This is a genomic window from Corynebacterium tuberculostearicum (genome assembly GCF_013408445.1).
Lineage (GTDB): Bacteria > Actinomycetota > Actinomycetes > Mycobacteriales > Mycobacteriaceae > Corynebacterium > Corynebacterium tuberculostearicum.
Window position 1 is genome coordinate 186355 of record NZ_JACBZL010000001.1, and the last position, 14191, is coordinate 200545.

At 59.2% G+C, this 14191-nt stretch carries 14 protein-coding genes; 6 read left to right on the plus strand and 8 right to left on the minus strand.

Annotation, left to right across the window (positions count from 1 at the left end; translation table 11 throughout):
- Positions 1 to 16: 16 nt before the first annotated feature.
- A complete protein-coding gene (locus tag BJ985_RS00920) occupies positions 17 to 1417 on the minus strand; it encodes a class II fumarate hydratase (RefSeq protein ID WP_179386293.1) in 1401 nt (466 codons plus the stop codon).
- 85 nt (positions 1418 to 1502) lie between these two features.
- Positions 1503 to 2516, minus strand: a complete 1014-nt coding sequence (glpX, locus tag BJ985_RS00925; protein ID WP_179386294.1) for a class II fructose-bisphosphatase — start codon at positions 2514 to 2516, stop codon at positions 1503 to 1505.
- A 188-nt stretch (positions 2517 to 2704) separates the two neighbouring features.
- Between glpX and BJ985_RS00930 the strand changes: the two genes are divergently transcribed.
- On the plus strand, positions 2705 to 3274 hold the full coding sequence (locus BJ985_RS00930) for a DUF4245 domain-containing protein (RefSeq protein ID WP_179386295.1): 570 nt from the start codon (positions 2705 to 2707) through the stop codon (positions 3272 to 3274).
- Here BJ985_RS00930 and BJ985_RS00935 read toward each other — a convergent pair.
- Genes BJ985_RS00935 through xseA form a run of 3 tightly spaced genes read right to left on the minus strand, consistent with a single transcriptional unit; the run spans position 3258 to position 5158 of the window.
- Positions 3258 to 3626: a hypothetical protein gene (locus BJ985_RS00935; RefSeq protein ID WP_179386296.1), complete on the minus strand. Its 369-nt coding sequence runs from the start codon at positions 3624 to 3626 to the stop codon at positions 3258 to 3260. The two genes, BJ985_RS00930 and BJ985_RS00935, sit on opposite strands and share 17 nt — an antisense overlap.
- Complete coding sequence (locus BJ985_RS00940; protein WP_005323588.1) at positions 3626 to 3895, minus strand: exodeoxyribonuclease VII small subunit; 270 nt, start codon at positions 3893 to 3895, stop codon at positions 3626 to 3628. Before BJ985_RS00940 ends, BJ985_RS00935 begins: the two co-directional genes overlap by 1 nt.
- Positions 3896 to 3916: 21 nt before the next feature.
- A complete protein-coding gene (gene xseA / locus BJ985_RS00945) occupies positions 3917 to 5158 on the minus strand; it encodes an exodeoxyribonuclease VII large subunit (RefSeq protein ID WP_179386297.1) in 1242 nt (413 codons plus the stop codon).
- Between the two features lie 141 nt (positions 5159 to 5299).
- On the opposite strand from xseA, the gene BJ985_RS00950 reads away from it, so the two are divergent.
- A complete protein-coding gene (locus BJ985_RS00950) occupies positions 5300 to 6250 on the plus strand; it encodes a 4-hydroxy-3-methylbut-2-enyl diphosphate reductase (RefSeq protein ID WP_005323586.1) in 951 nt (316 codons plus the stop codon).
- Between the two features lie 66 nt (positions 6251 to 6316).
- On the opposite strand, the gene BJ985_RS00955 is transcribed toward BJ985_RS00950, so the two are convergent.
- The 3 genes from BJ985_RS00955 to BJ985_RS00965 form a co-directional block, all read right to left on the minus strand.
- The gene (locus BJ985_RS00955; RefSeq protein ID WP_236587071.1) at positions 6317 to 7120 is read right to left on the minus strand and encodes a DUF6542 domain-containing protein; all 804 of its coding nucleotides are present in this window, start codon (positions 7118 to 7120) and stop codon (positions 6317 to 6319) included.
- Between the two features lie 62 nt (positions 7121 to 7182).
- Positions 7183 to 8253 carry a DNA recombination protein RmuC gene (locus BJ985_RS00960; RefSeq protein ID WP_034668173.1) on the minus strand — a complete coding sequence of 357 codons (1071 nt, stop codon included), beginning with the start codon at positions 8251 to 8253 and terminating at the stop codon, positions 7183 to 7185.
- Positions 8254 to 8289: 36 nt separating this feature from the next.
- Complete coding sequence (locus BJ985_RS00965) at positions 8290 to 9759, minus strand: AI-2E family transporter (RefSeq protein WP_179386299.1); 1470 nt, start codon at positions 9757 to 9759, stop codon at positions 8290 to 8292.
- 47 nt (positions 9760 to 9806) lie between these two features.
- On the opposite strand from BJ985_RS00965, the gene ychF reads away from it, so the two are divergent.
- The 4 genes from ychF to BJ985_RS00985 all read left to right on the plus strand — a co-directional run bounded on the left by ychF (position 9807) and on the right by BJ985_RS00985 (position 14138).
- Positions 9807 to 10892 (plus strand): redox-regulated ATPase YchF, encoded by a 1086-nt coding sequence (gene ychF / locus BJ985_RS00970; protein ID WP_179386300.1) that lies wholly within the window; start codon positions 9807 to 9809, stop codon positions 10890 to 10892.
- A 130-nt stretch (positions 10893 to 11022) separates the two neighbouring features.
- Positions 11023 to 11556 carry a type 1 glutamine amidotransferase domain-containing protein gene (locus BJ985_RS00975; protein ID WP_150851747.1) on the plus strand — a complete coding sequence of 178 codons (534 nt, stop codon included), beginning with the start codon at positions 11023 to 11025 and terminating at the stop codon, positions 11554 to 11556.
- Positions 11557 to 11783: 227 nt separating this feature from the next.
- Positions 11784 to 12695, plus strand: coding sequence for a cation diffusion facilitator family transporter (locus BJ985_RS00980; RefSeq protein WP_179386301.1), 912 nt, complete (start codon positions 11784 to 11786; stop codon positions 12693 to 12695).
- A gap of 513 nt (positions 12696 to 13208) precedes the next feature.
- On the plus strand, positions 13209 to 14138 hold the full coding sequence (locus BJ985_RS00985) for a PRC and DUF2382 domain-containing protein (RefSeq protein ID WP_005323579.1): 930 nt from the start codon (positions 13209 to 13211) through the stop codon (positions 14136 to 14138).
- Positions 14139 to 14191: the final 53 nt, after the last annotated feature.

Here is a 14191-nt window from a genome sequence, read left to right on the forward strand (position 1 = left end):
GCGGTGCGGCGAATACTTAGAAGTTATCGCGGTCGCGGTTAGTCATGCTCAGCACGTTGAGGCGCTTATCCAGCTCCTCCTCGGTGAGGTTTTCGCCGTCGACAAAGCCCAGGTCAATAACGGCCTGGCGGACGGTGATCTTCTCGTGCAGGGCGTGCTTAGCCGCCTTAGCTGCGTTCTCGTAGCCAATGGCAGAGTTGAGCGGGGTCACGATGGAGGTGGAGGACTCCGCAAAGTGCTTCATGCGCTCTTCGTTGGCCTCGATGTGATCGATGCACTTATCGGCGAAGACGCGGGAAGCATTAGCCAGCAGGCGAGCGGACTCGAGTACGTTGCGCGCCATCATCGGGATGAAGACGTTGAGCTCGAAGTGGCCCTGGGCGCCGCCGAAGGCTACGGCTGCGTCGTTGCCTACCACCTGGCCGGCCACCATGGTGACGGCCTCTGGGATAACCGGATTGACCTTGCCCGGCATGATGGAGGAACCCGGCTGCAGGTCCTTCAGGTGAATCTCGGCCAGGCCAGTCAGCGGGCCGGAGCCCATCATGCGCAGGTCATTGGCAATCTTATTGAGGGATACAGCAATCGAGCGCATGGCGCCGGAGAACTCCACCAAGCCATCGCGGGCAGCCTGGGCCTCGAAGTGGTTTTCTGCTTCCTTCAGTTCCTGCACGCCGGTGAGCTTCTTCAGCTCCTCGGTGACCTTGGCGCCAAAGTCTGCGGAGGTATTCAGGCCGGTACCGGTGGCGGTGCCGCCGATGGCCAGCTCGCCCAAGCGTGGCAGGGTGGCCTCAATGCGCTCGATGCCCAGCTCGATCTGGCGGGCATATCCGCCGAATTCCTGGCCCAGGGTAACCGGGGTGGCATCCATCAGGTGGGTGCGGCCGGCCTTGACCACGTCGGCGAATTCCTTGGCCTTCTTGGTCAAGGACTCGTGGAGGACCTTCAGGCCCGGGATGAGGTCATTAACGGCAGCTTCCGTAGCAGCCACGTGCGTAGCGGTGGGGAAGGTGTCATTAGAGGACTGGCCCATATTCACGTGGTCATTCGGGTGAATTTCCACGCCATTGTTATGTGCCAAGGAGGCAATAACCTCATTGGTATTCATATTGGACGAGGTACCGGAGCCGGTCTGGAATACGTCGATAGGGAAGGCGTCATTATGCTTGCCCTCGGCGATTTCGGTGGCGGCAGCAATGATGGCATCGGCCTTGTCCGCGTCCAGCTTGCCGGAATCCTTATTTACCTGAGCGCAGGCTGCCTTGAGCAGGCCAAGGGCGCGAATCTGCGCATTTTCCAGGCCGCGGCCAGAGATAGGGAAGTTGTCCACTGCGCGCTGGGTCTGTGCACGCCACAGGGCATCTGCAGGAACCTTAACTTCGCCCATGGTGTCATGTTCAATGCGGTATTCAGTCATGTGAAGATCACCTCAGTTAATTGGGTAGTGTGTGCTTTCCAGTATGGCGGAGATCTAAAAGAAGGGCCGCCTTCGGGGGTGAACCCTACTTCTTGGTTGGCGTGTCGTAGTCCACGACGGAATACTCCTGCAGCTTGGACAGCTTGTGGATGGAGTCGATGTAGCGGATGGTGCCGGACTTGGAGCGCATAACCAGGGAACGGGTAGTAGCGCCGGAATTGCGGTAGGAAACACCGCGCAGCATGTCACCATTGGTCACGCCGGTGGCAGCGAAGTAGCAGTTCTCAGAGGAAACCAGATCAGTAGTGGTAAGGACGCGGTTCAAATCATGGCCGGCTGCACGGGCCTTTTCTGCTTCCTCTTCATCCTTCGGCCACAGCTTGCCCTGGATTTCGCCGCCCATGCAGCGCATAGCGCAGGCAGTGATGATGCCTTCTGGAGTGCCGCCGATGCCCATCATCATGTCGATGGAGTTCGAATCCTGGCAGGTGGCGATGGCGCCGGCTACGTCACCATCCATGATGAGGCGTACCTTGGCGCCAGCGGCGCGAATCTCAGAGATGAGCTGCTCGTGGCGGGGACGGTCAAGAACCACCACGGTCAGATCGGTGGGGCGAATATTCTTCGCCTTGGCCACGGACTGGATATTCCATTCCACGGACTCGTTGATGTCGATAGCGCCAACTGCCTCGGGGCCAACGGCAATCTTTTCCATGTAGAAGACTGCGGAAGGGTCATACATGGTTCCGCGTTCGGCAGCCGCAATGACGGAAATAGCGTTGGGGCGGCCTTCCGCCATCAAGCGGGTACCGTCGACCGGGTCCACGGCGATATCCATGGCGGCACCCTCGCCGGTGCCGACCTCTTCGCCGTTAAAGAGCATGGGGGCCTCATCCTTTTCGCCCTCACCAATGACAACGACGCCGTTCATCTCTACGGAATTGATGAGCTTACGCATGGCGTCGACCGCCGCGCCATCGCCCTCATTCTTCTGGCCGCGGCCTACCCAACGGCCGGAAGCGAGTGCTGCTGCCTCGGTGACACGAACCAGTTCCATTGCCAGGTTGCGGTCAGGAAGATAAGACGTATTTTCGGACATGTGTAGTGGTTGCCTTCCATAGTTTTCTCATCGAGGGGTGTTCCCCTTGATGCTCTACCTTTCCATTCTCGCACTTTTTTGCTCTAATGGGTTCGATTTTGCGCCCCATTTGTGGGGGATCGACAGATCTTTCGGGGCAAAAGGGGCCGTGTGGCTTTTTGAAAGCAGGCCGTGCGATACTAAGGCGCGTGGCTGCAGAAGAAAGACCAAAGATTTTTGAAGGCGCGAAGGACATCTCCCTGTCCCTCGCAGTCGTGGTGATTATGATGCTGCTCGCCGTGGGAGCGACCGGCCTGTGCTCAATTAACTCCGAAACCCAGCAGGGAGCGGTGCAGGAAGTAGATGAACAAACCTTCCTAGACACCCAAGCCCGCGCAGGGGTCGGTGCTATTCGCAATCCCGAAATGCCAGAGGGCTGGGAGGCGAATGCCGCCCGCCGCGTGGATATGGGCGGCGAGAACGCCACCGTGGTCAGCTGGGTGACCGCTGACCAAGGGTTTGTGGAGTCTACACAGACGCAGGTCGCGGCCAATGAGGCGGGCGAGGCCTACGACGCCAACTACCGCGGCATTGAATCCACCCGCGAGGTCAAGGGGCACCAGGTGCGGGTGCTAGAAAGCGACGATGATTCCGTGCGCCGCCTGTGGGTTACGGATCTGGGCGATGCTCGCCTCATCATTTCCGGCGCCGCGGACGACAGCGACTTTGAGGCTGCTACCGCTGCGTTTATCGACGCCGCCCCTATAGCCGAAAAATAACCTCGCCCAAGCCTTCTTCCGCAGCGGTGGCGCTAAGACCGTCGCCGGCCTGGGCAGTAACTTCAGCTAGGGACTCCGCATCCAGGCCGCTGAGGCGTGTCTTTCCTGCAAAAACATCGATGCGCTCACGCTGCGAGCGCTGCGGATAAATGGCAATCTCGCGTACTTTGTCGTCCGTAAACCGCAGCACCACGGATTGGGAGAAGTAGCTCACCTCGTTATCGCCGCGGGTGTGTGCAGGACCGAAGAATTCTTCTACGAATTCTCGGGAGTCTCCCGCCATGATGGAACCGGCGGCCGCGGATTTCGACACAAAATCCACGCGCTCGCCTGGATAACCATAGATCTGCACTACTCGTCTCCTTCAGCGTCTGCTTCTTCGGCCTTATCGAGCGCGTCTTCCACACGCTTCGCCGCGCCGTCGAGGTGCGCCTCGCACGCACGGGCAAGGGCCTCGCCGCGCTCCCAGTACTTTAGCGACTCATCCAAGCCCATCTGCCCAAGCTCGAGAATCTTCACGGTTTCAATGAGCTCATCGCGGGCTTGCTCATAGCTCAATTCTTCTACTGGGGTAAAAGCATCCTGGCCTGGCTGGCCGGTACCAATGGTGTCATCAGACATGATTTTCTCCTCGGTTGGTGATTAATCGGCGGCCTGGGAGGCCATAGAAACTGCGGTAATAGATCCGTCGCCCACGCGAATGCGCAGCTGAGCGCCAGGCGGGGATTGCTTATAAGAGGTGACGACCTCGGGCCCGGAACCGTCCTTGGGTACTACCTGGACAATGGAGTAACCGCGGGCGAGAGTCGCCGACGGGCCCAAGGCTGAAACGCGGGCGCGCAGCGATTCCACGTGGCGGGTTTCGCGTTCCACCATGACTTCAATTTCGCGTCGCATGGTAGCGCGGGTGCGCTCCACCTCTTCGCGGCGCGCACGGATAGGGGTCATTGGGTCCGCCATAACGGGCCGGGAACGAATGTTGTCCAGGCCGCGACGTTCCCTTTCCACCCAGCCGCGCAGCGCGGCCGCCATGCGAGAGTGAGCCTCTGCGACGATGGCGCGCTCCTCTGCCACAGAGGGCACGACGCGCTTTGCGGCGTCGGTAGGCGTGGCAGCGCGCAGGTCGGCGACGTTATCGAGCACTGGGCTGTCCGGCTCGTGGCCAATGGCAGATACCACCGGGGTGCCGGCCGCTGCCACTGCGCGTTGCAGTGCTTCTTCCGAGAAGGGAAGCAGATCTTCCACGGAGCCGCCGCCACGGGCGATGATGATGACGTCTACCTCAGGATCCGCATCAAGCTGCTGGAGCGCATCAATAACCTCAGGTACGGTATTCGCACCCTGAACCGCGGTATTGAGGACGCGGAATTGCACCGCCGGCCAGCGGTCATGGGCTACCGCCATCACATCCCGCTCTGCAGCAGAACCACGGCCGGTAATCAGCCCAATTTTGTGCGGCAGGTAGGGGAGAGGACGCTTGCGTGCGGGATCGAAAAGGCCTTCAGCAGCTAGCTGTTGGCGCAGCTTTTCAATGCGAGCAAGCAGGTCGCCTATGCCCACATGACGAATTTCGGTGGTCCATAGTGAAAAGGATCCGCGTCCCGCGTAAAAGGCGGGCTTACCGTGGACAATGACGCGGTCGCCATCTTTCAGCGGTGCTGACAAGGACTGCAGCATCGATGATGGGCAGGTTAACTGCACGGACTTTTCCTGCTGTACGTCACGCAGAGTGAGGTAGGACAGCTTCCAGGTGGGCTTGAAGTTAATTTGGGTCAACTGACCCTCTACCCACAGGTAACCCAGGCGCTCGATCCAGCCCTTGACTTGGTCATTGACCTTGCCAACGGGCCAGGGAGTATCCGGAGTATTTGCTGGTTGATTCACACAGCCTCCCTTTCTTCAGTCTGCCGTGTTCTTCCGTCTAGTTTAGGGGCCAGCGCAGTTGATTGTCCCGCTCGGGGTAGCCAGAAAGGTGACGTTAGGCCCCACTATTGTTTTGCGTAGTGTTTCGATACTCTGGGAGCCATGACTGATGGTAAAAATGTACTCCTCGCGGCCCCGCGCGGATACTGCGCGGGCGTGGACCGCGCGGTCGAGACCGTAGAAAAGGCGCTGGAAAAGTACGGCGCTCCCATTTATGTACGCAAACAAATCGTGCACAACCGTTACGTCGTAGAGTCTCTGGCAGAACGCGGCGTCATCTTCGTCGACGAGGCTTCTGAGGCCCCAGAAGGCGCCCACCTAGTCTTTTCCGCCCACGGTATTTCCCCTGCCGTGCGCGCGGAGGCAACGCAGCGCAAGCAGCTTACTCTGGACGCCACCTGCCCATTGGTAACCAAGGTGCACAAGGAAGCCCAGCGCTTCCAGCGCGATGGCTACCACATCCTCTTGGTTGGCCACGAAGGCCACGAAGAAGTGGAAGGCACTGCAGGCGAAGCACCAGAGGTCACCCACCTCGTGGACGGCGTCGAAGGCGTCGCTAAGCTGCCGGAATTCTTGCAGGATGAAAAGCTCATTTGGCTGTCCCAGACCACGCTATCGGTGGATGAGACCATCACCATCGTCAATAAGCTGCGCGAGCGCTTCCCGCACCTAGAGAACCCGCCTTCAGACGATATTTGCTACGCCACCCAAAACCGCCAAGAATCCGTTAAGGCCATCGCCCCACAGTGTGACCTGATGATTGTGGTGGGCTCTAAAAACTCCTCTAACTCGGTGCGCTTGGTCGAGGTGGCGCTTGAGGCGGGCGCCAAGGCTTCCCACCTCGTGGATTTTGCCAAAGAAATCGACGAATCTTGGTTGGAAGGCGTGCAGACCGTCGGCGTAACCTGCGGTGCTTCGGTACCTGAATTGCTGGTACGCGAAGTGCTGGAGTTCCTAGACGAGCGCGGTTATAGCGACGTAGAACAGGTAACTACCTCTACCGAGACGATTACCTTCGCCCTACCGCGCGACCTGCGCCCAGCACGCACCTAAGCAGCGCGCGCCTATACGGCAGTTAAAACGAAAGAAAGGCCCGGAAACGGGCCTTTCTTTTTTGCTTTAATCCTCGTCGTAGAGGTTATCGTCCCAGCCTTGCTTAGGCTGTTCCTTCTCCTGCTGAGACGCCGGAACGGAATCGCCAGCGCGCCGGGCGGGATCCGGGCGCCGTGGATTGTCGCGTTCCTCTTGTTGCATTCGGCGGCGCTCTTCACGGTCGCGCCCACGCAGGCGATCCTTGGGCGCTGGGCGAGACTTCTTCAGCGTGTGCGAGGCGCGGGCGCGCTGCGGAGCGGCTTGCGATTTCTTGGATTGCTTTGCCGGTGTATCGCGCGCCATCAAGTCTGCAACCGATAGGCGTTCCTCGCGGTTTCGCCGGTCTTGTTCGGCGTCGGCACGGCGGGAAGCGGTTTCCATTTCGGCGGTGCGCTTGGCCGTCTTGCGGTAGCGTGCCCAGCGCAGCCAGGCGATGATTGCTGCGCCCACCAGGGCAATGAGGAGCCACAGGAACCTCTGAACAAGGGGGAACGCCGCAGTGACGATTGCCGTCTTGGATAACGCCGATGCGCCCTCTGGCAAGTTGGCCTTGGTGATAAAGAAACCGGCCACGCCCACCGTTATGGCATACACAATGGGGATAGAAGCCACGGTGAGGAAGAGACCCCGCTCTTCCACGACGAGCGCCACCAGCAGCGAGCCGATGACAAGGAACGCGAGGTAAGCCCACCCGATGGAACCCATCAGGATGGAAATCAACGCGCCCGTGAGCAAGAGTGCCGCGAGCAGCCCAAGGCCCTTGCCCAGCGAGATGCTGGGGAGACCGGAGCTTTGGGCGGCGGAGGACTTTCTTTGCTTGGCTTGTGACACGTCGGAAGATCCTACCGGTTGCCGCCGGCCCATGGCTATTTCCACGCACGAAAGCGGCGGATTTATAGTGCTGAATTCCCGCGCGGCCAGGTATCAATAGGCAATGGCTCCCGCGGGGTGCGGTCCGTGCGGCCCGGGATATCCATCTCATGCAGTTTGCGGGCGGTGACGCCCACGCGGGAATCAAGCGAGGAAAGCGTGGCGTTATAGGCCTCGACTGCCTTTTCCAGGTTATGGCCCACTTTGCCGTAGTGATCAGAAAGTGTATTTAGGCGCGTATACAGTTCGCGCCCCAAGCGCTGGACCTCCTTAGCCTTGGCGGAAATGTCTTCCTGGTGCCACCCCATGGCCACCGTGCGCAGGAGGGCAAAAAGCGAGCTGGGGGTGGCGATGACTACATTGCGTTCAAAGGCGTACTCGATAAGTTCCGGATCCACCGATAGCGCGGCATCAAGGAAAGGGTCAGCGGGAACGAAGAGGATGACGAACTCGGGCGTTGGTTGAAACGCCTCAATATAGTCCTTCTGCGATAGTGCTTGGACATGGCCGCGCATTAAATGCGCGTGACGGCGGAGGAAGCCGGCGTGTTCTTCCGGGTCATCGGTTTCTAGGGCGTCAAGGTACGAGGTAAAAGGAACCTTGGCATCGACGATGATGTGGCGGCCACCGGCCAAATTGATGAGCATGTCAGGGCGGACGATGCGCCCGCCCAATGGGGCGGAGACCTGGCAATCAAAGTCCACATGCTTGGTCATACCGCCGAGCTCAACCACGCGCTCCAATTGCACCTCGCCCCAACGGCCACGCACATTGGGTGAGCGCAGAGCGGTCACAAGCTTGTCGGTGCGTTCGGTCAAGCGGGAGGAGGTGCGGGTCACCGCCTGCACCTGGCTGGAGAGGGAGGCGAGCAACGCGGTGCGGTCCTCCTCAATTTCTTGGAGCTGAAATCCCAAGCGGTCCATGGCCTTTTCTAGCGGCTGGAGCTCGGCCTGGCGGCGCTGCGAGTCTTGCAGCGCGCGGTGCTCGGCGCTCGGCGCGGAGCGGGTAGCGGAGTAGGAATGTGCTAACCAGCCCATTACCGCGCCGAGAATGAGGCCGATAAAAAGTAGCAGCACGGGCAAAGTGGAAGTCATGGTTTCCAGCATGGCACGCGCCGCCGACACGACCCACTATTTTTTCGAATCTCCGTTCAAAAGGCCTTCGAAGGCGTCGCGGGCGCGGCGCAGGTTTGCGCGCATGCCGGGCTTTTCATGCTTCTTGGGGGTGGACTCCACGTTGAGGGCGGCGTCGAGGGAATTGGAATCGCCGTCCGCGGAGACGTCGGCAAACGCGCCTTCTGGGGCTGCATAGTCCGGCATCTTGAGCCATGCCTCGCGCTTATAACGCCCTTGGTCTTCGGTGTAGCGGCCGATGAGATAACCAGCCACGGTAGAAAAGTCCAGATCCGCGGCGGTCTTTTCGCCTGACTGTAGCTTCATCATGTCTTGGCCGTAGCGGTAGGCCACCGCAAACATAGCGGCCGCGGGAACCGCGAGGAAGCCACCTATCAGGCCAAAGAGAGCCGAGCCTACCGTCACGGAAACCAGGACGATGACCGGGTGCAGGTCCATGGCCTTGGACTGCAGCCAGGGCGAAAGAACATTGCCTTCCAACTGCTGGACCAGCAATACCAGGCCGAGGACGAGCAGGGCCTTGGTGACGCCAAGGGAGACCAACGCGATGGTGACGGATAGGGCGCCGGCCACAATCGCGCCGACGAAGGGGATAAATCCAGCAATAAAGGTGATGATCGCCAAAGCCATGGCCAAAGGGACACCGATGAGGGCGAGGCCGACGCCGATAAAGACGGCGTCGACAAGCGAGACAACTGCCTGCGCGCGAATGAAGCCGCCCAGCGTATTCCACGCGCGGGTAAGAAGCTCAGTAAGGTGCCAGCCGGCACGCTTGCCCGTGGCATCGCGCAGCCAGGGAAGGAACTTAGCGCCGTCCTTCAGGAAGAAGAAGGTCAGCACCAGGACGATGAAGAGGGTGACGAGGATGGAGGTAGCAGTGCCGATGCCGGTAAAGACCGAGCCTGCGATGGCGCCGGCGCGCTGCTGCAGCCAGGACGCCGCCTCGTCGATGTAGCTGCTCATGTCATCGCTATCGAGGTTAAGCGGCGGGCCTTGGGCCCAGAGCTGCAGGCTTTGGATGCCGGAGACCGTCTGCAAATACAGTGACCGGGATTGGCGCACGAAGTCTGGGGCAATAAAAGCAATGAGGCCGCCGACGGCCGTGAAGGAAACCAAAATGGTTACGGCGGCCGCCAACGCGGCGGGAAGGCCAATATTGCGCAGCTTTTTCGCCACTGGTGCCAGAACGGTACAGATAATCAGGGCCAAAAGAACCGGCAAAAGGCCCTGCCAGAAGTTGCCCAGCAAACGGTAGAGGGCGTAGAGGAATACGCAGATGATGAGCAGGCGAACGGCCCATAGAGATGCGGCCTTAACCACCTCGCCGGCGATGACGGAGCGGTCTACCTGATCGCCCGGCGGATGTGGGGATACATCCTCCAGCTTGCTGGTGTCGAAGCTTTCATCAAACTTATCGCCCAGGCCCGCTTGGGGGTCATCGGGCAGCGGTTGGTTATCAGAATTCACCCCACCATCTTGCCTTAAAAGAAGGCGGGTGCGTTAGGATTGGCCCCGTGAGTCTTACACTAGGAATCGTCGGCCTGCCCAATGTGGGCAAGTCCACTTTGTTTAATGCCCTGACCCGTTCCGAGATCCTGGCGGCCAACTACCCGTTTGCCACCATCGAGCCCAACGTGGGCTTGGTGGAGCTGCCGGATTCCCGCCTGACCCAACTGGCGGAGATGTTTAACTCTGAGCGCATCCTTCCTGCCACCGTGTCCTTCGTGGACATCGCCGGCATCGTCTCCGGCGCTTCGCAGGGTGAAGGCATGGGCAACGCCTTCCTAGCCAATATCCGCGAGGCAGACGCCATTTGCCAGGTAGTGCGCGCCTTTTCTGATGACAATGTCATTCACGTCGATGGCAAGGTTGACCCGCGCAACGATATCTCCGTTATTAATACCGAGCTCATTCTTGCGGACCTCCAGACCATCGAAAAGGCCCTGCCGCGCCTGGAAAAGGATGCGCGCAAGAATAAGGATTTGGCCGCCGAGGTGGAAGCAACCAAGAAGGCCCAGGAGATTCTGGAAGATGATCGCACCCTCTTCGCCGCAGCGAAGGAGGGCGAGATTGACCTCGCCCTCGTGCGCGATCTGCACCTGATGACGGCTAAGCCCTTCCTCTATGTCTTCAATTCGGATGAAGCAGTGCTTACCGACGACGCTAAGAAGGAAGAACTCCGCCAGCTCGTCGCCCCAGCTGAGGCCGTATTCCTCGATGCGCAGACCGAAACCGAGCTGCTGGAGCTGGAAGAAGACGAAGCCCGCGAGCTGCTCGAGGCTGTCGGCCAAGATGAGCCGGGCCTAGCCACCCTGGCTAAGGCAGGTTTTGCCACCCTGGGCCTGCAGACCTACCTCACCGCAGGTGAAAAGGAGGCCCGCGCCTGGACCATCAAGCAGGGCTCTGCCGCACCGCAGGCCGCTGGTGTCATCCACACCGACTTTGAAAAGAAGTTCATTAAGGCCGAGATCGTTTCCTTCGATGACCTTGTAGCCGCCGGCTCCATGGCCGAGGCTCGTGCGCATGGCAAGGTCCGCCAAGAGGGTAAGGACTACATCATGCAGGACGGCGACGTGTGCGACTTTAAGATCGGCGGCTAATTCCACACCGCTTGGAACCGGCCCTTTGTCAGAGGGAGAAGGCGCCGCCCACTCGCGCGCAAGAGAAGGTAGCGAAGACGAAACTTCCGCGTTACCGTGGGCGGCGTACTCGAACAAAGGAGGCTGCAACATGGCTGAACTAGATAATAAGACCATTGCCATCATCGCTACCGATGGCTTCGAAGACTCTGAGCTGACCTCCCCGCTGGAGGCCGTGAAGAACGCTGGCGCTACCGTGCGTGTCCTCGCCCCAAAGGCCGGCACCATTACCGGTAAGAAGGGTACGGAGATTTCCGTGGACGCCGCTACCGCTGACTCCACCGGCGAGTCCTTCGACGGCATTATTCTGCCTGGCGGTACCGAGAATGCTGACCTCATCCGCTTGGATAAGGCAGCGGTGGAAATCGTGCGCAACCATATGAGCAAGGATCTGCCGCTTGGCGCCATCTGCCACGGTGCTTGGATTCTGGCTGATGCTGAAGCTCTCAAGGGCCGCACCCTGACTTCCTTCCCCTCCCTGCAGACCGACCTGCGCAATGCAGGCGCTACCTGGGTAGATGAGGAAGTTCACTGCGACCAGGGCTTGGTTTCTTCCCGCACTCCAGATGACCTGCCAGCCTTTAACGCCAAGCTGGTAGAAGAGTTTGCAGAGGGCCAGCACTAAAGCTTCACGAATTTAAGCCACGGGAGTTTCCCGTGGCTTTTTTCGATCTTGCGCCGGTATCACGTGCCCTATAAAGTTAGGAATTCCTGAAGGGGAGTAGTTCCCTCGGTTAATTCCGAGATGACTGGTCGACATATTGGCGTTTAGCCCGGCCAGCCAGCGCCCGCAGTGCCCGCGGCCGTGAACGAGACCTTCGGTCCGCAACCGAACCGAAGGGAGAAGTGGCTATGTCCTCCATGGGCTCAGAGCAGCGCATTCTCGAGCGCTTCATGCAGCTATCCATCGCCGCCGCTGTGGCTACCATCATCCTCAAGGCCTTGGCCGCGTGGTTTACCGGTTCGGTGGGCTTCCTCTCCGATGCCTTCGAATCCATCGTGAATCTCGTCGCGGCCGTCGCCGGCTTTTATGCCCTCCGGATTGCCTCTAAGCCGGCCGACGATAACCACCAGTTTGGCCACGGCAAAGCCGAGTACGTCTCCGCCTTGGTAGAGGGTGCAATGATTTTTATTGCGGCCGGCATGATCGTGTACACGGCGATCCACCGCTTCTTTGTTCCGCAGCCGATTGAAGAGCCAGGCTGGGGCTTGGCGTTGTCAACGCTTTCGTCCGTGCTCAACGGCGCGGTGGGCATCGCGCTCATCCGTGCAGGTAAGCGCTACCGGTCTGCCACCTTGGATGCGGATGGGCACCATTTGCTTACCGACGTCTGGACTTCCGTAGGTGTCCTTATAGGCATCGCCGCCGTATTCCTTACTGGTTGGTGGTGGCTGGATCCTGTAGTGGCGCTTGCAGTGGGCATCAATATCTTGTGGACGGGCTATAGCCTCCTGCGCGACTCGGTGAGTAGCCTTCTTTCTGAGGCGCTTCCCGACGACGAGCGTCAGAACATTAGGCAGCTCCTAGCTCGGCTGGAGAAGGAACACTCGGTAAACTTCACGGATCGTCGCACCGTGGCCTCTGGCCGCCAGCGGTTGGTGTACCTGACCATGGAGGTGCCAGGGGAGTGGAGCGTCATGCACTCTCACGAGGTTGCAGACTCAGTGGAAATTGCCCTCGACGAGCTGTACCCAGGCTGCAGTGCGATCATTCATGTGGAACCAGCGGGCCTGGAAAATCGGCGTCCGTACCTATTCCGCTAAGGCTTAATCTTCTAAGTTTGCTGCCCATCACTGTGGTGTATGTGTACTAGACCAATATGTGTGTAGGCCCGTTCGGGTGTACGGGCCTGTGCACCGCCTGTGGATACTGGGAGAAAAAGTACACCCTCGTTAAAGAATCCTGTGGGGTAGTTGTCACCGCATTTCGGGGTGTGGTGAACAGTGGACGATTTGGAGATCGTGAAGGGGTGTGTCTAGGGCGCTACGGGCGAGGGAATCGACATCCGGTTTCCTCAATTCGGGCGCTTATGGTGCAGATTTTCCAATGTTATAGAACTGTTACCAACCGTTCTGAGCTGCATGAAGCCTGATTTCGGTGAACGAAATTTAGAAAATTTTTGTCTGCCGGTCGAAAAATTTTGATTTCTCCGTATGGTGGTTGTTACAGCAATCAATTGGAGATTTTCACCCCCATACTCCACGTGTCGGGGGTAGAAAATGTCCTTTTGTTTGGTTGAAGATAGCTATACCAATAGCAGAAAGGATTTACTGACAATGGGTAAGAACATTAAGGACCTCTTTAACGCAACCGCATACGACAAGAACGGCGAGAAGCTGGGCGACGTTAACGAGGTATTCGTTGATGACCAGTCCGGCCAGCCTACCTTCGTTGAGGTTAACCACGGCCTGTTCGGCATGAACTCCAGCCTGGTTCCGCTGCGCGGCCACGACTTCTCCGGCGATGACCTGAAGCTGGGCTTCTCCAAGGACCGCATCAAGGATGCTCCGGACTTCGACTCCGATAAGCCGCTGACCCCTGAGGCACAGTCCGATATCTTCAAGCACTACGGTCTGGATAACGCACACGACGTTACCGACTACAAGGATTCCAACCTTGACTCCAAGCGTGACGCTCAGGCTGGCGCTGACAAGGATCACAACCTGACCGCAGGTGCCGGCGCTGCTGGTGCTGGCGCAGGTGTTGCAGGTGCAGGCGCTGCTGGTGCACACGCTGATGAGAAGAAGGCAGCTACCCACACCACCGACGCCGCTGCTACCGAGCGCAAGGCTGGCGTAGCTGATGACGCTGCAGCTGCACGCACCAACAACGATGGCGAGCTCATCCGTTCCGAGGAGCAGCTCAACGTCAACAAGGAGCGCGTGGCTACCGGTGAGGCTCGCCTGCGCAAGTACGTTGTGACCGACACCGAGACCGTTGAGGTTCCGGTTGAGCGTGAAGAGGTTAGCGTCGAGCGCACCCCGATCAGCGCTGAGGATGCCAAGAACTACAACGGCACCATCTCCGGTGACTCCGAGGAAGCTTCCGTCACCCTGCACGAGGAGCGCGTAAACGTGAACAAGGAAACCGTTCCGGTTGAGAAGATCAACCTGAAGAAGGACACCGTTCGCGACACCGAGACTCACACCGAGGAGCTGCGCAAGGAGCAGATCGACACCGATGGTGTTGACGGCCTCAAGAAGTAAAAGCGCATAGCTAAACGCCCGCAAGGAATACCTTGCGGGCGTTTCTTTTGCCT